Source organism: Cyclobacterium salsum, from assembly GCF_010119245.1.
Lineage (GTDB): Bacteria > Bacteroidota > Bacteroidia > Cytophagales > Cyclobacteriaceae > Cyclobacterium > Cyclobacterium salsum.
The window spans coordinates 96,430-118,382 of record NZ_WNKG01000011.1 but is presented as its reverse complement, the minus strand read 5'-3'; the positions used below and the strand labels follow the sequence as shown (position 1 = coordinate 118,382).

The window sequence follows — 21,953 nt, the reverse complement described above, 5'->3', positions numbered from 1 at the left end:
ATATGAAAAAGATTTTTACCTATCTAATACCCGCTATTTTCCTTGGAATGCTAGGCCTGCATGTTCAGGCCCAGCAGGGACTTCTAAGATATGCTGACAAAAAGGCTGCGGAAGAAAATTATTTTGAGGCAGGACAGGGTTATGTCGACGCCTATTCAAAAGCTCCCTCCTTTCAGGCGGCAAAGGGTGCCGCACAGGCCTATGGCCATTTGAGAGATTACCAAAAAGCCTATGACTGGTGGAAAAATGCCGTGGCCTATCAGGCGGCAGGGCAGGAAGAATTGTTGGCATATATTGCGGCTGCAAATCAGGCTGGGCAGCAAGTGGTGGTCTTTGCCGCACTGGATACAATGGAAACCAGAGAACACGAAGCCATTGCTAACCTGCACCTGGATTCCCTGCAACACTGGTATGCTGTCGGGGGAAATACCGGCGTGAAAAAGCTGGAGGGCATCAATAGTTCAAATACTGAGTTTGGATGGGTAAAAGGTGCTCAGGGAAGGGCCTATTTCTCTTCGGATAGAGGGGAAGCCGAAAATCGTAATCGAAGCAGTGTTCGTATTGACAAAAGCTATAAATATTACACCCAATCTTCGGACTGGACCGGTAGAAATTTTTTGAATATCTATTCCGTGGATGAGGAAGGCAAGATAAGTCTCTTTGATCCCCCTGTCCCGGATGTTTTCCATGCGACCGATCCTTTTCCGCTTCAGGAGCAGGAGGTGCTTTTTTACGCCGTGACACGGGATATACGCCGTCCGCAGAATTACGAAGTACAATCCGAAATCTATTTCAGCCGGCTCGATGAGGCTGGAAACCCACTTGATTTTGTAGGCTTGTCGGTGAATTCTCCGCTGGAGTATGGTATAAAGAGTCCATTTGTAGACGAGGAGCAAAACCGCCTGTACTTTTCTTCCAACATGCCGGGAGGCCAAGGAGGTTACGATCTGTATTATATGGATTACAACACGGATTTTGAATTCCAAACTCCGGTAAATTTAGGCCCACTGATCAACAGTCCTGGAAACGAAATCGATCCTTTCATACACGATGGGAGGCTGTATTTCGCATCCGACGGACACGTGGGAATGGGTGGCCTGGATCTTTTTGTTTCCGATTTCAAGGGGGATGAATTTTTGGGAGTAAAAAACATGGGTTTGCCATTCAATTCTTCCCAGGATGACTTTGGCTTTTTCGAGACCAATGACGACAAGGTACTGATTTCCTCCAATCGTCTCCAAAGCTCAGGTTGGGATGATATATTTGAGCTGGAAACATTGGAACTAGATTTTCTGGCCAGGGTGATTGCCTGTGATGGCGCGGCCGTACCAGGTCCGATAGAGGTGAATTTGGCTGAAGGGGCGGATAAAGCCAATGTACCTATGGAAAAGCAAGGGGAAGGACTATTTCAGGCAAAAATCAGTCCGGAGGAAGATCAGCAGATCCAAATTTCAAAGGCCGGTTATTTTGCAGTTCAGGATCTGACGATTTCCAGTAAAGGGTTGACAAGCGGAACCTTGGAGAAATCCTACCAACTGATCAAAATTCCCTATAAAACAGCTGTACATGTTGATTTGGTTTACTATAATCTGGACGAATCTGCTATTAGGAAAGATGCTGAAAGTGCTTTAGATCGGGTAGCGGAATTGTTACGCACCTATTCGTTTCTAAATATTGTGGTTCGTTCCCACACGGATGAGAGAGCCAGTGACGAATACAATGAGAAGTTAAGTGAAAAAAGAGCTGATGCGGTGCGGGAGTATCTGGGACAATATGGAATCGCCAGTTCCAGGATAGAGGCGGAGTGGCTTGGGGAAACGGAATTGACGGCGGATTGCGGAGAGGGAGTTCCCTGCACAGAGGATCGTCATCAGCTCAACCGAAGGACAGAGTTATTGTTATTGGCCTTTCCAGAAGTGGGAAAATCCTATCAGGTACCGCTGGAGTTGCAGGAGCTGGATTTATGTGATGCCAGCAATATGCAATTGCCTGCCGAATTGCCCACCATTTATTTTGGATTTGATGAGGCGGACCTTACGCTGGCAGACAAGATGGCCTTGGAAAGGGTAGCGCTGATGTTACGAAACATGGTACAGCGTCGTCTTGCCATCACCGGGCATACGGATTCCAGAGGCTCGGCATCCTATAACGAGGAGTTGTCCAAAAGGAGGGCATTGGTGGTAAAGAATTACCTGGAAGGGAAAGGGATTGCTTCCGACCGGCTGGTGTATGAGTTTTTCGGAAAGACCAAACCCGTGAACGACTGTGATGAGGTTCCTTGCACCGAAGAGATGCACCGGCAAAACCGAAGGACGGAACTGCATGTTCCCAGTAGTAGCCTCCCCAATTTGAAAAAGAATTGGTCCAACGAGAAATAGGATAGTATCTATTTAAATAAAAAAAAGGAGCTGATTCAGCTCCTTTTTTTGTTTCTCCTATTATTGGTTGGGGGTTTTTCCAATAACCCAACCAAATCCTTTTATGTCTCTGCTGGGAATGCATTGTTTTTTTCGCTTTCCATTCAGTTTACAACTACTCATTTCTAAGTCGGTTTTCAAATATTTCGGCCCGTCCCGATACATGGGGCAAGATCAGAACTAATACTCCATTCGGAATTCTTCAAAGTGAAATAACGAATATCATTTGGAATACCATTTTAGCCATTGGCCGATAGAAAGCTGTCTTAAACGCTCAAAAAATTTGAATAGCCTAATTTAAACTTTGATAAGTAAAAAAGATTGATCGAAAATAATTAAATAGTTAAAAATACGAATAAAATAACATGAAATACCTATAAACAGAATTTAAAACTTTATTTAAGCAAATTAAAGATTTTAATATAAAAAAGGTACCTGTAGTTAAAAAAATAACGTATTAGTATTAATAAAGGATGTAGGATATAAAATAAGGGTAAAAATAAAACCTAAAAGTATCCTAAAAACAGTAAAAAAGTAAAATTAGGTTTATAAAAACACTTAAAATAGAAAAAATATGAAAATAAACTAGAATGAAAAGTAAATAAATATATCATTTTTATTTTGAATTAATAAGATATCAAAAATTTAAAATAATAATTAAAATAATAAAAAATTTAATTTAAGCATTATTAAAATAAAATGATTGACATCTTAGTTTAAAAAAATAATAGATGGTTTATTTTTTTGTTTTCCTCCTTGCGTATATATTTGATCAAGAAGGACTTAGCAGCTGCCCAAATCTAAAGATTTAATTAGATCCAGACATTACAATCCTACTGTTTTTGTTATCTGATTAACTCACCTTCTTACCACCCCAATTTAGCCCTACCCGGAATAATCGTTCAAGCCTGAACTCAAAATTGCCTATTCTACATCCGGAGTAATCCGGAAAGAGCAGTTTTATTATACACTAACCACTAACAAATTATGAAAAATTTTACTCACGCAAGGAAACAACCTTCCGTTGGAATTAGACCATTGGGGATGGCTATTCTAATTCTAATTGGATGTTTCGTTTTTAATTCACTTCATGCACAGGAAAGGACTGTGACTGGAAAAGTAATTGACGAAAATGAAGAATCTATTCCCGGAGCCAGTGTGCTTGTGAAAGGCACAACAAAAGGTGCAGCAACGGACATTAATGGTGAGTTCACCTTGAACTTATTGGAATCTGAAAATGAATTGGAAGTATCCTTTATTGGCTTCAATCAAAAAGTAGTCCAGGTAGGCAACCAAAGTAATATTACCATTTCACTCAGCTCGGAAGAAACTGCTTTGTCCGAAGTGGTCGTTACCGCATTGGGGGTAAAGCGGGATGAACGGGCTTTGGGATATACCGTTCAGCAAGTAGATACACAGGGGCTGGATGAGGCTAAAGAAACCAATATCGTCAACTCCCTTACCGGAAAAATCGCCGGAGTTCAAATATCAAATTCTTCGGGAAATATTGGAGGTTCTTCTCGTATTACTATCAGGGGAATTAATTCAATTTCCGGCAATAATCAGCCGTTATTTGTAGTGGATGGGACCCCAATAGATAATTCCAACTACAATTCCGACGATCAGGTAGCTGGAAATGGCGGTAGGGATTATGGCAATGCAGCTCAAGATATTAATCCCGACGACATCGCATCTATTTCTGTGTTAAAAGGACCAAGTGCTTCCGCTTTATATGGATCCAGAGCCTCCAATGGTGTCATTTTGATTACGACCAAAAGTGGTGAGAACCGGAAAGGAATCGGCGTAAGCATCAATTCGTCCACCATGTTCAGCAATGTGTTTTTACTACCAGAAATGCAGAATGAGTACGGGGGTGGTTTTGCACTTACCTTTGATGAAGCCGTGGACCCGCTAGATGGGCAAACCTATAAAGTGGTCAATACCAATGCGAATAACAGTTGGGGTCCACGATTTGATGGTACCTTGGTACGGCATTGGGACAGCATGTATCCAGGAGAACCCAACTATGGTGAAGTACGTCCATGGGTGGCGACACCCAATAACATTAAAGATTTCTTTGAGACCGGAGTCACCTTATCCAATAATGTGTCGATAAGTGGAGGCAATGACAAGAGCTCCTTTCGGCTATCTTATACCAACCTGGACCAGACGGGGACCATGCCTAACAGCTCTCTGAATAGGAATACCATTGCTGTAAGCGCAAATAGCCAGCTTTCTGATAAGTTTTCAGCCGGGGCGAAAATCAATTACGTACGAACAGAGGCGTTAGGTCGACCTGCCACAGGAGATTGGTCTCCCGAAAGACCCGTAAATGTTTTAACCTACTGGTATGCCTGGACACAACGGCAGATTGATCCGGCCAGAATGCGAGACTATAAATCAGACAGGTATTACCATATGACCTGGAATACCCAAGGATTGGGACGCCATTTGGAACAGAGTTATAACAATAATCCCTACTTTACCCTTTACGAAAGCTACAATAATGACTTAAAGGATAGAGTGTTTGGGAATATAAATATCTCTTATCAGATCCTGCCGCAACTATCTTTGACGCTTTTTGCCAGAACCGATTTCTACACGGACACAAGAGAAGACAGGGCATCAATAGGAGGGTACCTTCAAAATGCTTATGAAAAAGATCTTTATCATTTCCGGGAGGATAACTTTGAGCTACTGGGTCAGTATAATGGAGACCTCGGAGACGACTTTAGTCTGGGAGTTACCTTTGGTGGAAATATCAGGAAAAATACCTTCAAAAATAACTATACAAGAACCCAGGGGGGCTTGAGCGTGCCCAATTTTTACAATCTGATGGCATCCCTTCAGCGTCCGGAGATCAGAGACTTTACATCTGAGCGGGAGGTTCAGAGTGTCTATGCGAGCGGTAATATCGGCTACAGGGATTACCTCTTTTTCGAAGCGTCGCTTCGAAATGATTGGTCTTCCACGCTGCCGGTCGATAATAACTCCTATCTGTATCCGGCGGTTTCCAGCAGCTTTGTTTTTTCCAATTTGATGACCGGAGCCGATTTCTTTTCCTTTGGTAAAATGAGGATCGGATGGGCACAGGTGGGGAACGATACGGATCCCTATCGTTTGATCAATACCTATGCAAACGGCGATCCTTACGGCAATACCTCCGTATTCACCGTAGATGACGTATTTAAAAACAGTAACCTGAAACCAGAGATCGTTTCGAATATTGAGGCGGGCCTGGATTTGAGGTTTTTGGAAAACAGAATTGGGTTGGACTTCACCGTTTATAAAGTGAATACCTTCAATCAGATTCTTGCTCTTCCTGTTTCATCTACTACCGGATTTAAATCACTGATTGTAAATGCGGGAGAAATGGAAAACAAAGGAATCGAAGTAATGCTTAAGGGTACCCCGGTGGATCGAAGCAATTTCTCCTGGGATGTAAACCTTAACCTGGCCCGAAACCGGAATATGGTCCTGGAGCTTGCCGAAGGCCAGGATAATTTTGAATTAGGTAGCCGGGACGGCACTAATTCGGTCAATGCAACAGTGGGACAACCCTACGGAACAATTATCACGCCTAACGTAATTTATCATGAAGAAACCGGGAAGCCAATCGTAGGAAGCAATGGATTTTACCTACGAAACCCAGGAGAGGTAGTAGGGAACATCATGCCGGACGTGACGGGTGGTTTTTCCAATACATTTACCTATCGGGGGATTAGCCTTAGTGCGCTGATCGATTTTCAGTCCGGAGGCAGTTTTTGGTCCGAAACCGTTCAAAATGGTATTGCAAACGGTCAGTTTATTGAGTCTGTGGGGGATAATGACAGAGGTGTTCCCATGAGAGACCCCGTTTCAGAGGGAGGAGGATTAAAAGCGGAGGCTGTTTTCAAAAACGGAGAAGCCAATACGGTATACCTGGAGGCCCAAAATTATTTAAAGCAGCAGTACAGTCTGGACGGGTTAAATGTTTACGATGCCTCCTATGTCAAATTACGTGAAGTCAGATTAGGGTATAGTTTGCCCAGCAGCATGCTGAACAATATGTTTATAACTGCCCTTAGACTTTCCATTTTTTCCCGAAACGTAGCATTATTGCATAGCAATGTGCCTCATATTGACCCCTCAGAGATAGCCTATGGGTCGAGCAATATGCAAGGTTTAGAAGGAGCATCTTTACCTGCTCCCAGGGTGATTGGTTTTAACATCAACATAAAGCTATAATATTTTTGGGCGATGCAGTGTGCAGGGATTTTCTACTATCCCCTTGTACAACAATAGTTTAACATCTAAGAAATACTGAAATGAAAAAAATAATCAATACAAATTTGATCGTGCTGGCTGCGGGGTTTTCAATTTTCCTGTCTGCTTGTACAGAGGGCTTTGAGGAATTGAATATCGATCCCAACCAGCCTGTAGTAGTGCCGACATCAAGCCTGCTGACTGGTGCTCAGCGGGAATTGGTGGCAGATATATTTGGGAATCATAACGAACTCAATGGAGTAGGACTGCCTGCGATGGTTTACACGCAACAAATGGCTAGTTTAAGGGGAGGGACTACGGACACCTACGCAACCGTTGAGGAGGATTTTTCCACGTTTTATACGAATGGCTTGAGGGATTTGCAGGAGATCATAGCACTCAATAGTAATGTGGAAACCATGACCAATGCAGCGCTCTCAGGGCCAAATAATAACCAGATAGCAGTGGCCAGGATTCTTAAAGCCTGGGCATTCCAGAACATTACGGATGTATGGGGCGATGTTCCCTACACGGAGACCTTGCAGGGAAATGAGTTTCCCCTTCCGATCTACGATACACAGGAATTCATTTATATGGATTTGCTCAAGGAGCTAAGCGAGGCGGTCGAAATGATTGATGTAGCAGATGGGGATATCTCTGGTGATATTATTTACCACGGGGATATGGAAAAGTGGTTAAAGTTTGCAAACAGCCTCAAGATGCGAGTAGCGCTGCGTTTGTCTAAAGTAGCTCCCGGAGTCGCTGCAAATGCGCTTGCTGAAGCATTTGCGGCAGGACCAATGGATTCTGTTGAGGATAATGCTTTTTACCAATTTCTGGAATCTCAACCCAATAACAACCCCTGGTATTTTAGATTTGAATTGAGCGTTCCCAACTATGGTGTAGGAAGCACGTTGGTAGACATGCTCAAATCACTCGATGACCCACGGCTGGAAAAATATGCTGACGTGGCTTTCAACCAGGATTTAGGGGGAGGATACATAGGCCAGCCTGTGGGGCTTGATGTGGCATCCGGGAGTGCTATCAGTGATTTCGCCGTGTCCTGGCCGGATGCCGAAAACATATTACAACCTACTTCAAGATTTACTATTATGTCCTATGCCGAGGTCGGCTTTATCCTGGCAGAAGCGGCTGAACGGGGTTGGATAACAGGGAGTGCCTCTGATTACTACACCACAGCCATCACCGCCTCTATGGAGCAATGGGGGATTTCAGACCCTGAGACTATTGCTGCTTATCTGGCTCAGGAAGAAGTAGTCTATGATACCTCCGATCCTATTAAATCCATTGGAAACCAAAAGTGGATTTCTTTCTATATGCAGGGGGTTCAGTCTTGGTGCGAATGGCGCAGGTTGGAGGTTCCCGAGCTGGAAATCGCCAAAGATGCTGTTATAGATGGTATTCCTAGAAGAAGGGGCTATCCACCAAGTGAAATCAATTTGAATAAGTCCAACTATGAGGCTGCAGTAGCCAGGCAAGGTACAGATGATCTCCTGACCAGAGTGTGGTGGGATAAGTAATAAGATCGTTTGAACCAAAACAGATAGTTGATATGACATTAAAAAAGAAAAATAGCAGGAGAGATTTTATAAGTTCGTCTTTTATGTTGTTTGGTAGCGGGGGGCTTGGGTTGAAGCCTCCCGTAACTACCGCAACCGCTTACGAAAAATCAGCTCGTTTTTATAAATCGAATCACCGCACCGAAGACCTCAAGTTTGCTTCTGTAGTTCAGATGGCTCAGATGATTCGGGACAAAGAAATTTCTTCTGTCGAACTGGTTACTACCATGTACAATCGGATCGCAGAAGTCAATCCCCAGATCAATGCAGTTGTATTAACCTGTAAAGAGCGAGCACTTGAGGAAGCTAAAAAGGCGGATGAGCTCCTGGCAGGAGGAAAGGTGACGGGAGCGTTGCACGGTGTTCCGATGACCATTAAGGATTCCCTGGAGACAGCTGGAGTGATAAGCACAGGAGGCACCTTGGGCAGAAAGGATTACATTCCTGCAAAAGACGCTACAATAGTTGCCAGGCTCCGTGCCAGCGGAGCCATTCTTATGGGTAAAACCAATACGCCGGAATTTACCTTGTCTGGAACCACCGCCAACTTGATTTATGGTATGACGAGTAACCCCTATAAGGAGGGGTATAGTCCCGGAGGAAGCAGTGGCGGGGCGGGAGCCATCGTGGCGGCTGGAGGTTCACCCTTTGACATCGGGTCGGATTTTGGCGGTAGTATCAGGGGGCCTGCTCACTTCAACGGAATTGCCGGTATCAAACCGACAACGGGTTTGGTCCCGCGTACCGGTCACATAGTAGACTATGGTGGCCTATTCGATGCCTATCAAGTGCTTGGACCACTAGCCCGGTATGTGGAAGACTTGAAACTTATTCTTCCGATCATTCTTGGACCGGATCAGATTGATGCAGCCATTCATCCCGTTCCCTGGAATGATCCGGAATCTGTTCAGATAAAAAATCTAGAATACGCTTGGTTTATCGAGCATGGAAGCTCCAAGGATTGCTCCGAAGAAACCGTGGAGGCCATTGGAAAAGCTGTCGCCTCTTTGGAGTCGGCGGGGATACAACTTAAGGAAGATGCTCCCATTGAGGAAATCAAGGAAGCCGAGGAGGTTCGGTATGAGCTTTTTGGTGCCGATGGGCGGGCCTGGGTGAGTAGGCTGACTGAAAAATACGGCACTACGCAAACGCATCCGCTCCTTCGATTATCGGATCCATCTACGGCCATATCATCAGGGGCATTTACCGAATTGGTGGAAAAGCTGGATGCCTGTCGCAGCAAGCTATTGCAATGGATGCAAGGGTATGACATAGTCATTTGCCCGGTTCATTTCGACGGAGCGGCCCCTAATCCGGATGTGTTTGAGAAATCATCCTGGTCTGCTGACGAATATGGCTATATGGGAACTTTCAACCTTACGGGTTGGCCAGCCGCAGTCGTAAGAGCAGGAACGAGCAAAGAAGGCTTGCCTATAGGTGTTCAGATTGTTGGACAGCCTTTCCAGGATCACAAAGTATTGGCGGTTGCTGAATATTTAGAAGATCAATTGGGAGGCTGGCAAGCCCCGTCGATGTGATTTTTCAACCCTAACCAAGTTTTTCTCAAATAAAATAGTAATGGAAAACCTTAAAAAAAGTGTCGCTAAAAAAGTAATAAAGGGCCATTCCAGAAGGGCTTTTATGGGCAAACTGTCGGCAGGAGCCCTCGCCACAGCCTGTTTGCCAGCTATTGCCAGAGGGTCTAGTAAGCCTTTGCTTATCCGGGAATTTGGTAAACCTGCCGAACCCTCTGAGATACAATACAAATCCGTAACGGCAATCGCAGAGATGATTCGGGAAAAGGAAGTGTCTGCTCTAGAAGTGGTGCAGACCTATATCGCCCGAATCGAAGATGTGAATTACCAGCTCAATGCGGTGGTTATGGAATGTTTCGACAGGGCCATCGAAGAAGCTAAAAAGGCAGATAATGAAATTTCAAAAGGAAATGTATTGGGAAAGCTCCATGGGGTGCCCTTAACTATCAAAGACTCCTTTATGACAGAAGGGGTGGTAAGTACCGGGGGTACGATTGGTAAAATGAATTTTGTGCCGGAGGAAGACGCTACTGTTGTTGCCCGTTTACGGAATGCAGGTGGAATGATGTTGGGCAAGACGAATACGCCTGAATTTACCTTGATTGGCGGCGTTTTAGGAGTCAACTCTACCAATAATATCCTATACGGGATCAGTAAAAACCCTTACGATCTAAATAAAACGACTTCTGGAAGTAGCGGCGGTGCCGGGGCGATTGTCGCTGCAGGTGGAGCTGCTTTCGATGTTGGTACTGATTGGGGCGGAAGTGTTAGGGGACCTTCCTGCACCAATGGCATAGCAGGTATAAAGCCGACGTCGGTAAGGTTGCCACGCACGGGTCATATCGTTGACTACGGTGGTCTTTTTGATTCCTGGCAACAGCCGGGTCCGATGGCCAGATACGTTAAGGATCTTGACTTACTCACGCCTATTATGGCGGGTCCTGATTTTAAGGATGCTGCTGTTGTGCCCATGCCTTGGCCGGATTACCAAAAAGTGGATATCTCCCAATTGAGAGTAGCGTTTTTCCCGGAAAACGGAATCGCTAATACGGACCCTGCTACCATTGAGACTGTGAGAAAGGCGGCAAAGTGGATGGACGAAGTAGCATTGGATGTCACGGAAGATTGTCCGCGGGAGCTATTGGTGGAGTTGGGTACGATCCGGCGGGAATTGATCATTGGAGACGGTTGGCAATGGCTTAAGAGAGCAACCGAACGTGCAGGTTCCAAGACCTATGGTGCATCCCTGAGAGAACGACTTGAGAATCAGGGAGCGGTCATTTCTACGGCGGAATACACGAAACTTTTGGAAATGCAAGATGCTAATAGAAGCAAAATGCTCCAATGGTTTTCTCAATACGATGTGATTATTTGCCCGACCACCAGTTCGCCAGCAGGGGATATTAATAGTGGCTATAACGAGGAATCCAGGTACATGGATAACCCCGGGGAGAGCTATACTAAACCCTTTAATACCTGTGGCTGGCCGGGTGCAGTGGTCAGGTGTGGTCAGAGTGCGGATGGTCTTCCCATTGGCGTGCAGGTAGTGGCACAGCCCTGGCGGGAGGATGTAGCACTTGCCGTAGCCAGTTACCTCGAATCAAAGTCAGGAGGCTGGAAAAGGCCACCGATATAAAAATGATAAGCGTTTTTTAAAATATGGCAAAACAAATTAACAGAGATGTAAGCAGGATGTGATTGAATTTCAAGCCCTTTCTGTAAGATCTCCCAAACCAAAACCAAATGAAAAAACAAACCACCAACAACCGAAGAAAATTTATCACTACGCTAGGTATGGGATCACTGGGAACGGTGCTTCCATCCTTTGGAAAGCAGCTGCCGAAGGGGGTAGTGCTTCCTCAGAAACAATTTGTCTCCTCCGATGAGACAGACGAACTTTTATACATGTCTGCTACAAAGGTAGCGGGGATGATCAAAAACAAAGAAATAAGCAGCCAGGAGGTAGTGGAGCTGTGTTTGGCTAGAATAGATGAGGTTAACCCCCAAATCAATGCGGTGGTACAGATAGTAAGAGAACGAGCACTCCTGGAGGCCAAGAAGGCAGATGAAGCTGTCAAAGCGGGCAAGACCTTGGGGCTATTACATGGTGTGCCCATGACGATCAAAGATTCCTTTGAAACCGCTGGTATTATTTCGACAGCAGGCACCATGGGCCGCAAAAATTACATGCCTGGCACCGATGCCACGGTGGTTAAAAGACTTCGGGAAGAAGGAGCTATTTTACTAGGTAAAACCAATACGCCCGAATTTACCATGTCTTCTCTCACCTTTAATTTAATATATGGTCAGACGCTCAATCCCTATGACCTTACTACCCACCCATCCGGGAGCAGTGGAGGTGCAGCGGCCATATTAGCAGCGGGGGGGTCCTATTTTGACATAGGTACCGATTCCGGGGGTAGTGTACGGGCACCTGCGCATGTTTGCGGTTTGGCAAGTATAAAACCTACTAGTGGCAGGATACCACAAACGGGTCATTTGCCGGATTATGGTGACCGATTTGGGAGCTACCAACAACCTGGGCCAATGGCAAGGAGAGTGGAAGATTTGTATTTATTGTTATCCATTCTTTCAGGTCCTGATCAATTGGATGCCAGCATTAGTCCGGTGCCTCTCAATGACCCCGCCGATGTGGATCTTTCAACATTGCGAATTGCCTATTACACAACCAACGATGTGGCGGAACCCATTCCTGAAATCAAAAAGATGGTAGTTGATTGTGCCAATCAGCTCAAACCATCCGTGAGCAGTGTATCAGAATCCCGTCCGCCGGTGCTTAAGGCACTTTCAGATAAAAGGTCCGAACTAAATAGCGCAGATGGTAAGGCTCACATTAAGCGACTTATCAAGGCATGTGGCACCAAGGTTATTTCACCAAACCTCAATATTTCAGGAGAGGTTGTTTCGGCGGATCAGTATACGAAATTAGTGGAGGAGATTGATGCCTTAAAAAGTCAAATGCTTCAATTTATGGATGATTATGACATTATGCTCTGCCCGGTTACTTCGACAGCAGCCATGAAGGTAGAGGCCGAAAGGTTCCCGGGACATTGGTATACCTCCGAGTACAATGCTACCGGATGGCCTGCAGCTGTCGTTCGAGCGGGCACCTCCAATGATGGTTTGCCGCTCGGGATCCAAATTGTAGGTAAACCCTGGACGGAAGGCAAAGTTCTGGCAGTGGCCGCTAATCTGGAAAAAGCATTTGGAGGATATTCCAAACCGGAAAATATTTAAGAACCCATTCCAAGTCAATCTCAATGAATTGTAATTGAATAAAAATTTAAAACTGTACCCTAATGAAAAATAATATAGCTGTTCAAGGCAAAAGTAATCAGTCAAGAAGAAAATTTTTGGCATTGGTGGGAGCAAGCAGTGCTGCGGCGATGACTTTTTCTCCTGCAAATCTTTCGGCCTCCATCCAACCACCCAATTCACCTTACCGGGTATCAAAGGATGAAACAGACGAATTGATATTTATGTCCGTGACAAAACTTTCAGAAATGATCCGAACCAAAAAGGTTTCGTCTGTAGAACTGACACAAGCTTATATTGATCGCATCGAAAAAGTCAATTATCACCTCAATGCAGTAGTGATGCAGTGTTTTGAAAGGGCACTGGACGAAGCCAAAGCCGCAGATGCCGCATTAAAGAAAAAGCAAATTAGGGGACCATTGCACGGGGTACCCATGACACTTAAAGATTCGTTTGAAGCGGAAGGTGTAATCAGTACGGGGGGTACACTCGGCAGGATCGATTATGTGGGAAAAAAGGATGCCACGGTATTGGCCAGAATGAGACAAAACGGAGCCATTCTTTTGGGGAAAACCAATACGCCTGAATTTACGCTAGCCGGTGGCGGTATGAGAGGTGTGCGTACTACGGGCAATATCATCTATGGTCTCAGCAAAAACCCTTATGACCTTACACGAGGCACTTCTGGAAGTAGCGGGGGGGCAGGATCCATTGTAGCAGCAGGAGGCGCAGGGTTTGATATCGGAACAGACTGGGGAGGGAGCGTGCGATTACCATCAAGTACCAATGGTATCGCAGGGCTCAAGCCTACCTCTGTCCGTTGTCCGCGTACGGGTCATATCGTTGATTATGGGGGAGTATTTGATTCCTGGCAACAGCCGGGGCCAATGGCTCGTAGGGTAGAAGATTTGATGTTGCTTACTCCATTAATGAGTGGTCCTGACGGTATGGACGCTGCGGTGGTGCCTATGCCCTGGCCGGATCCCGAGCAAATTGATATTAAAAGGCTTAAGGTAGCCTATTACCCTTCTAATTTAATTGCAGATACAGCCGAAGAAACTCAAAATACCATTAAGCAAGCGGCTAAGTGGATGGAAGAGGCAGGAGCAGAAGTCACCGAGGACATGCCTCTGGAAATTTTTACCGAGCTAGGAGAGATACGAAGGGAGTTGGTTTCTGGAGATGCCTGGGCGTTTCTGAAAAGGGCAGGTGATTTACATGGAAGCAAAACCTTGAGTGAATCCATTCAAAATAGACTTGACAACGGTACACCAATCTCCGCAGACCGGTATTCTGAACTTTTGACGCTTCAAGATAAGAACAGGACAAGGATGCTGCAGTGGTTCCAAAAATATGACGTGATTCTTTGTCCGACTACCGCTACTCCTGCTGAAGAAATCGATCAAGGAATCGGTAGTGAATGGACCAGCAGCAAGCCAGGTGCCAGCTACTGTGGCCCTTACAATACTACCGGCTGGCCAGTCACCGTGGTAAGAGGTGATGCCAACGGCGCATTGCCGGTTGGGGTGCAATGCGTGGCCCATCCCTGGAGAGAGGATGTTTCCCTGGCGGTAGCCCAATACCTTGAAAGCAGATCAGGAGGTTGGAGAAGACCCATGATTTGACAACCGATCTGGTTGATTATTTCCGGTTCGGATATCATTACCTGTTTAGAATTGACGCTGTACTATTTCAGTCCTATCGAAATAAAATATGCCAAAAGGTTGGTGATGGGTTATCCAACGCTTTGGTTTAAAGAAACCAGGTCATTTTAAAAATTTCAGTTACTCGAAAGACACAAAATTAATTGTATAATAATATGGAAATTAAAAATTCAAGGAGGGATTTTTTAGAAAAGTCGATCTTCGGAGGAACCCTTGCCCTTAGCGGATTACCTGGATTGGTTCTTGGCAAGGGACCCAATAAATTTCCCGAAAAAATTGGAAACCAATCTACCGGGAAGATCAAACCAGATAAGATTCTTCGTTCGTTTCCTGAAAATATGGTTTGGGGTTATTTTGGAGCGGATGTACCTCCAAAACTCACCGTAAAAGAAGGAGAAATAGTAGAAATTCATTCGATAAGTACCTCGGGTGTTTCCAGGGAAGACCCGGAGTCTTTTTTCAGGGAAAATAACCTGCCTTTGGACGATCATGCAAAGGAACTTATTGATATTATCCATAATGTACCCCCAGAACCTTCAGGGATTAGAGGGCATATGTTGACGGGCCCTGTCTTCATTGAGGGTGCAATGCCAGGGGATAGTATCGAAATACGTATCCATGATGTTCGGTTAAGAAGTGATTTCGGGGTAAATCATGTAAGGCCTGGTAGCAGGGATGATGTTCCTCTGGAAATTACTAACCAGGAAAGCTTCGTCTACAAATACAATAAAAAAAGAACCAGTGCGGAGCTGCTTCCCGGGGTGGAAATACCATTAAAGCCCTTCATGGGAGTTATGGCACTTTCGCCACCTTCTGAGACGGGACGTGTAAGCTCCATTCCACCTGATTTTTTTGGCGGGAACCTGGATTTAAAGCATTTGGTAAAAGGCACTTCCCTCACCTTGCCGGTGTCTGTAGAAGGAGGACTTTTCACAACCGGGGATGCTCATGGCGCACAGGGCAATGGGGAGGTGAGTGGCACGGCCATAGAAACGTCAATGATACTCGTGGCCGAATTCATTATTCACAAAAAGACCATTCAACTGCCAGTGGCCGAAACGCCAGATCATTTCATCGTCTTTGGTCTTAATCCTGACTTGGACGAGGCAATGAAACAAGCACTCCGGCAATCCGTGGTTTTCATTCATGAAAAACTTGGCTTCACTTATGAAGAGGCGATGTCCATTTCAAGTACCGCGGTAGATTTTGAAATTACGCAAGTTGTTGATCGTACCGAAGGAGTGCACGGTATGATACCTAAATCCATTTTCACCAACCACAAATTTGATTACTGGTACTCCTCTTAAACTCCACTAACCATATGCAAACCACCAACCGATTTAGTATTTGCAATAAATTCATATTATTCCTTCTTCTCTTTATTTGCTACAAGGAAGGTTATTCTCAGGAAAAGCCACGTTTGGCTATCTTTTCCGGTCCCACTGCGACCATTCAGAACAGCTATCCGCTGATCACCAGTAACAAGGCGAGGGAGAACAACGAACTGCCATTGTTGACCACCGATGAGGGCGAAAAGATGCCTTTTGATCGATTATACTATCAACGAATAGCCGCCCCGGTAACGGTATATGTAGAAATGTTCACCGCCCACCCCCTGGAAAATGATGTCAAAGAATTGTATGGGGCACCAGACGGGTATATCGATGCAGACGGAAAATTTCGAAAAACCAGGAGAGATCCTTCAGACAAACCTGTTCTAAAAGTGGAATTAAAACCGGAAGACGGCTTGTATCCAATGCCGTACATGGCGGTTCAGGCCAACGGAAAACCCTGGGACGCTACCTCTGCTTACCCGGGCTCGCCGTTTTCAGAGTCCAGACAAACCTTTTATCCCAATGCCTCCAGAATATTCGAGGAGATTGAACGGGATGGCGGGAATATCTATGGAATGGCAGACTATGACTTTTACAGGCCAGCTCCGGCTGGGGGATATACCAAAGGATTAGCAGCGGAAGCGCGAACAGATAATGGCGAAGGGGATATTCCACCCGAAACCTTGGGTAAAGACTTCTTCACTTATGGTCCCTATGGTGCCTCACAAAACCGCATGCAACTGGCAAAAGCTACAAATATAGTTCAGCGGGTAATGGAATCCGGGGACTATGACGGCTCCATCTGGCTGGAAGGAAGCCCCAGTATTGAGAATACTTCTTATTGGATGGGTTTACTTATCGATTCGGAAGCCCCTCTGGTATTCAATGCGGCGCAGCGTATGCGTGGTCTGGTGAGTGCCGATGGAGATCAAAATATTATCGATGGTATTCATTTCATTACTTCCGGAATTTGGGCAGATGAAAAGGGGGTCAGTCGGATTGGCTCGGTAATGATTCAGGATCAGATAATATTTTCTTCCCGGGAAGTACAGAAGGGAGATGCAAGACCAGGAGGATATGTGATTACAGGGGGTTATGGCGGTATTATCGGCTCCATGGGCTACGGGCCCAAATTGACCTTTTTGCCCTTAAGAAAACATACGCACCTTTCTGAAGTGAACTTCAACCGGATACCTGAATCCGTTCCCGGCATAACCGTATCGAATGAAGGATCGCTTTCAAATGTGGAGGTCGCAGTAAAGGATGAAAATGGAGACTTAATTCCCGAGTCCATGCCGATGGTTACGATATATAAAAGCGCGCGTTGGAAAACAGAGGATGACGGCAGTGATGACCCTGCGAGCGAAGTAGACATTCTTGCCAGAATACAAGATAATCTCAGCCAATACCCGCTTGCGGGATTTGTTGGGGAAGGAATGGCACCCTATGGCTCCATGATATCGCCAATGGATGCAGCACTCGAACTAGCGGCACTTCATGGGTACCCGGTTCTCAAGGCAGCTCGGGGCAATGCCGATGGATTTATGGATACCAATCCAGATAATTTATTTATTGAGGGACATAATACCACCTCTACCAAGGGCAGGGTACTGTTAATGGCTTGTATTCTTCGGTACGGAACCTATCCGCCAGCAAAGGACCCATCAAATCCTACGCCAGAAGAACTTGATGCCATTAAAGAAAAAATTAAACTGTATCAGGAAGTCTTCCACACTCACTAATATTAACTATGGGTACCATAAATAAACTAATACAATTTTACTTGGTTGGACTTCTGTTTTGGGTTAGTTGTACTTCCCCGGATAAAAGGGCATCCGATTTTCCTCTAGCCGAGGCCACCATAGCGGATATCCATGCAGCCATGGAACGTGGCGATGTCACTGCTCAGTATTTAGTCGAAGGCTATCTGGAGCGAATTGAGGCGTACGATAAACAGGGACCCTCCATCAATTCCATTATTTCAATCAATCCTGAAGCAATGGCTACCGCCAAATACCTGGATAGCATTTATGCCGAGAGTGGTATGGTAGGCCCTCTTCACGGCATCCCTATTATTGTCAAGGATAACTATGATTTTTTTGGCATGCCCACCAGCAATGGAACACTCGCATTAAAAGCTTCCTACCCGCCTGATGATGCTTTTCAAGTTAAAAAACTGCGTGAAGCGGGTGCCATTATTATCGCCAAGGCAAATTTAGCAGAATTTGCCTCCAGCGGTGAATTCTCGGTGAGCTCTGTCCTGCCTGGCTATTCCCGTAATCCCTATGATACCCGCAGAACAACTGCTGGTTCCAGCGGGGGTACCGGTGCATCCATTGCCGCAAGCTTGGCGGTCGTGGGTTTGGGCACCGATACCGGAAGCTCTATCAGGGGGCCTTCTGCCCACCAGGCCTTGGTTGGAATCAGGTCCACTATGGGCTTAACCAGCCGGGATGGCATCGTTCCACTGGCACTGACCAATGATATCGGTGGCCCAATGGCCAGAACAGTGGAAGATGCAGTGAGGGTGTTTGATGTCATTGCCGGATATGATGAGGCAGATACCGTCACTAAAGCTAGTATCGAGTCCAAAGAGGATTCCTATTTGCCTTTTTTGGATGCAAATGCCCTTGAGGGAAAGAGAATTGGTGTTCTCCATCAACTTTTTCCAAAATCTGATTCCGATAGCAGTGTTTATTCATTGATGACCGGCGCGCTGGAAGATCTGAAGAAGGGAGGGGCCGTTTTATTCGATAGTGTGATGATCCGGGACCTGGATTCCTTGAATGAATCTGGTACTCGTATCCGTCAACTCAAAAGGGACTACAATGCCTATCTTGCCAGCTTGGGAGATAGTTCGAAGTACAAAACGCTTCAAGATATTATCGATTCCGATGATTATCATCCCTATTTGGAAAAGAGGTTAATTGATGCCCAGGCTGATGTGGACATACCGGAGGACCATCCCGATTGGGACAAAAATATGGCATTGAGACAAACGCTGCGGGAACGCGTGTTTGAGGTGATGGATAGTTTAAACCTGGATGCCCTTATTTACCCTGCTTTCACCTATCCTCCCCGGTTGATTGGTGATCTCAATGGACCCAGGGGCGATACCAGCGGCAAGCTTTCGCCACCAACGGGTTTCCCTGCCGTAGCCGTACCTATGGGCTATTCCTACGGTAAATATCCGGCAGGTTTTCAGCTTTTGGGTAGGCCTTTTAGTGAAGGGGTTCTATTTGCCATAGCTTACGGGTATGAACAGCAAACCAAGCATCGACGAGCTCCCGATGGTTTTGAGGAGCTTGACAGGTAAATCCATACCAACAGGGGGCTCTTCTCTAGAAATCCAGCCCGGTGAACTTAACCGGACTGGATTTTTAGTAGTTGGGTTTCAGGGTCTGAAGACCCGATTGATCGAAGTCCGGTAAAATCTTGGAGAATAGCCTGTTTCACTCAGGAATGAGTAGTCCGACAAACCGTAAATCGGGAATGAGGCGACACCAAACGGCTCGGGTATTACGCGTTTGGATACCTGTGGCTACTTTTCGATTTTTTCTACCAGCCTGAGAAAACAAGTATATTTTTTAAGGTTTTGGCGAATTCTTTGACTAACAAAAAAAGGAGCTGATTCAGCTCCTTTTTTTGTTTTCCGGTCAATTGGAATGAAAGTTCCAGATCTATTTTAATCCTGCTCGTTTGGATTCTGGGGATTAGGAGCCCTGACCTCCAGCACTAAGGTACCGAATCCCGGGAGGTTGGTATAAAATTGTGCATACCGACCGGTATAGCGGCCATCCAGGGAGGGATTGTAATTGAAGTACTGACCGTACTGTGAAAACTGCAGGCCTTCGCTGGTCGTAATTTCGTAAGTAATCCGAAATTCATCCCGGGATAGGTTAGCATCCGCTATCGAAGCCGGTGTCTCTCCAAAATACGCATAAGCCTCCGCTCCGGTCATGGAAATGGAAGAGGGAAAATCAGTAAAGCTACCCAGGGAAACCTGATTGGAACCTCTGTTCAGAAACAATTCAATGGAAGAGGCTGTGTGAACACCAAAACCTTCGTAGTTCAAATCGAAGGATACCTCTGATTCTTCGAGTGCTTGAATATTAAACCAGTATTTTCCTGGTTCCAGGGTTGCATTTGCAATGATGCCCACTTCGTAATCAGGCTCTTTGATCGAATCCTCTTCCAGGCAGCTACTAAATACCAGGGCCAGGGCAACAATAATAATATAGGAATATAGTTTCATTTTCTTTTGCTTAAAGTGAGTGGATGATCAAGGTTGGTCCCAGAATACCGGTTCAAATGGGTCCGGAGTATAGTCTGCCAGCGAAGGATTGGTTTCCAATTCTGAAACGGGGATGATAAATCGTTGCGGATAGGGCGGATTTCCCATGACCGGGGAAGTTTCTGCAAAATCAGGATACCCGGTCCTTCTGAAATTGGTGTAAGCCTCAATTCCATTGCCCCATAAGGCCAGCTGGTATTCGGTCATGATGATATTGAGTTTTTCCTCATCGCTGGCGGCAGCTGAATATTGGGACTGTACATCATTGATGTAAGCAGAAACCGCTGCGTCTGACATTTCAAACGAGCTACCGGCTATGGAAGGCATTTCTTCAGAGCCGTAGTTTTTCACTTTCTGCATGGACAGTTCTATGCCTTCGCTTAAGAGGGCCAGTGGGTCTCCTTCCACGGCTGTGGTCAGGGCCATTTCAGCATGCAAAAATTTGATCATGAAGGATGTCAACATGGGGAAAACCCCACGTCCGGTGCCATCGGAAGCGGTGACGGTTTTTGGGGCATCTGTGTCGACCAGCCCACCAACGGGATACACCCCAAAAGTGGCGATTAGGGCACCTTCATTAGAAAAAGCCGATGGATCACCGGCATCCCTTCCCAAATATCCGTTGCCGATCAGGCCTATGGGGCAGCCCCCTCCGGCGCAGGTCACTACCGAACCGTCTCCGTCTCCCGGTACCTGACGGAAGACGTAATACCTAAGCCGGGGATCTTCCACGTTTCGGTAGGATACGGGAAGACCGGTTACACCGCTGATGGTGCCATCATTCAGTAGATTGGCCATGGTCCAATTGTCCATCCAATAGGCAGTAGCCTGATTGTAATGGTTAACGTGCAAGGGATGACGGTTTTGGTTGGGTGTCTGCTGAGAGCCGTACTTTAACTGAAAATCATCCGAAATGGTTGAAATCAGATCGCTGTTCAGCATCTCGGTAAAGCCCTGTGCGGAATTAATAGAGGATTCTTTTCTTGTTTGGGCAAATAGTTTCAATTTCAGGCTATTGCCCATTTTTACCCATTTAGTAAGGTCGCCTCCATAAATCATGTCTCCCTGTATGTTTTCTGCGGAACTTGATAATTCCTGAATCGCCTGATCTATTTCTTGCAACAGGTCGGCATAAATGGCTTCCCCACTGTCCACGGAAGGAAAGGTAACCTCAGGGTTCAAAGCTTCAAAATAAGGGACATCTCCATAGAGATCCACCATGATGCTGAAGGTGTACGCTTTTAGCAGCCTGGCAATACCCCGGTAACCCGGTTCCTGTTCCGAAGTGCCATCCAGCACAGCCTGCAGGTTTGCCAAAGGCCGTGAGTACATGTTTACCCATGAATCGCTATACGTTCCCTGATTTTGTTCATAGTTACGGATAGCCGTGGTATACCACATTCGGCTGAAAGAGCCCGCATTGGTGTTGGGCTCTTCCAAAAGATTGGAAACCAGGGAAACCTGAGCAAAGGCCAGCGTAGTGGGCAAGGCCAATTGCGTTGAGGTGTTAGGGTCATTATTTATGTCCAACAGGTCTTCGCTGCAGGAAAAGACTCCCAGACAGCTACCAATAAGAATTACTATAATAAAATTAAAATATCTGTTCAT

12 protein-coding genes are annotated in these 21,953 nt (G+C 45.8%); 10 read left to right on the top strand and 2 right to left on the bottom strand.

Going from position 1 to position 21,953, the window contains the following annotated elements; all coding sequences use genetic code 11:
* Window positions 1–2: 2 nt before the first annotated feature.
* The 10 genes from GJS45_RS18855 to GJS45_RS18810 all read left to right on the top strand — a co-directional run bounded on the left by GJS45_RS18855 (window position 3) and on the right by GJS45_RS18810 (window position 19,367).
* Complete coding sequence (locus GJS45_RS18855; RefSeq protein ID WP_162343426.1) at window positions 3–2,378, top strand: OmpA family protein; 2,376 nt, start codon at window positions 3–5, stop codon at window positions 2,376–2,378.
* A gap of 1,026 nt (window positions 2,379–3,404) precedes the next feature.
* On the top strand, window positions 3,405–6,644 hold the full coding sequence (locus GJS45_RS18850; RefSeq protein WP_235954866.1) for a SusC/RagA family TonB-linked outer membrane protein: 3,240 nt from the start codon (window positions 3,405–3,407) through the stop codon (window positions 6,642–6,644).
* Window positions 6,645–6,724: 80 nt separating this feature from the next.
* Window positions 6,725–8,203, top strand: coding sequence for a SusD/RagB family nutrient-binding outer membrane lipoprotein (locus GJS45_RS18845; RefSeq protein ID WP_162343425.1), 1,479 nt, complete (start codon window positions 6,725–6,727; stop codon window positions 8,201–8,203).
* Window positions 8,204–8,235: 32 nt separating this feature from the next.
* Window positions 8,236–9,780, top strand: coding sequence for an amidase (locus GJS45_RS18840; RefSeq protein WP_162343424.1), 1,545 nt, complete (start codon window positions 8,236–8,238; stop codon window positions 9,778–9,780).
* 40 nt (window positions 9,781–9,820) lie between these two features.
* Window positions 9,821–11,413, top strand: coding sequence for an amidase (locus tag GJS45_RS18835; protein WP_202928125.1), 1,593 nt, complete (start codon window positions 9,821–9,823; stop codon window positions 11,411–11,413).
* A 107-nt stretch (window positions 11,414–11,520) separates the two neighbouring features.
* Window positions 11,521–13,035, top strand: a complete 1,515-nt coding sequence (locus tag GJS45_RS18830) for an amidase (protein WP_162343423.1) — start codon at window positions 11,521–11,523, stop codon at window positions 13,033–13,035.
* A gap of 62 nt (window positions 13,036–13,097) precedes the next feature.
* Window positions 13,098–14,678, top strand: a complete 1,581-nt coding sequence (locus GJS45_RS18825) for an amidase (RefSeq protein WP_162343422.1) — start codon at window positions 13,098–13,100, stop codon at window positions 14,676–14,678.
* Window positions 14,679–14,872: 194 nt separating this feature from the next.
* Window positions 14,873–16,024 carry an acetamidase/formamidase family protein gene (locus tag GJS45_RS18820; protein ID WP_162343421.1) on the top strand — a complete coding sequence of 384 codons (1,152 nt, stop codon included), beginning with the start codon at window positions 14,873–14,875 and terminating at the stop codon, window positions 16,022–16,024.
* 14 nt (window positions 16,025–16,038) lie between these two features.
* Window positions 16,039–17,793, top strand: a complete 1,755-nt coding sequence (locus GJS45_RS18815; RefSeq protein ID WP_162343420.1) for an asparaginase domain-containing protein — start codon at window positions 16,039–16,041, stop codon at window positions 17,791–17,793.
* Between the two features lie 41 nt (window positions 17,794–17,834).
* Window positions 17,835–19,367, top strand: coding sequence for an amidase family protein (locus GJS45_RS18810; protein ID WP_235954865.1), 1,533 nt, complete (start codon window positions 17,835–17,837; stop codon window positions 19,365–19,367).
* A 369-nt stretch (window positions 19,368–19,736) separates the two neighbouring features.
* Here the strand turns inward: GJS45_RS18810 and GJS45_RS18805 are convergent, their stop codons facing one another.
* Window positions 19,737–20,306, bottom strand: a complete 570-nt coding sequence (locus GJS45_RS18805; RefSeq protein ID WP_162343418.1) for a hypothetical protein — start codon at window positions 20,304–20,306, stop codon at window positions 19,737–19,739.
* A gap of 27 nt (window positions 20,307–20,333) precedes the next feature.
* Window positions 20,334–21,953 carry a SusD/RagB family nutrient-binding outer membrane lipoprotein gene (locus tag GJS45_RS18800; protein WP_162343417.1) on the bottom strand — a complete coding sequence of 540 codons (1,620 nt, stop codon included), beginning with the start codon at window positions 21,951–21,953 and terminating at the stop codon, window positions 20,334–20,336.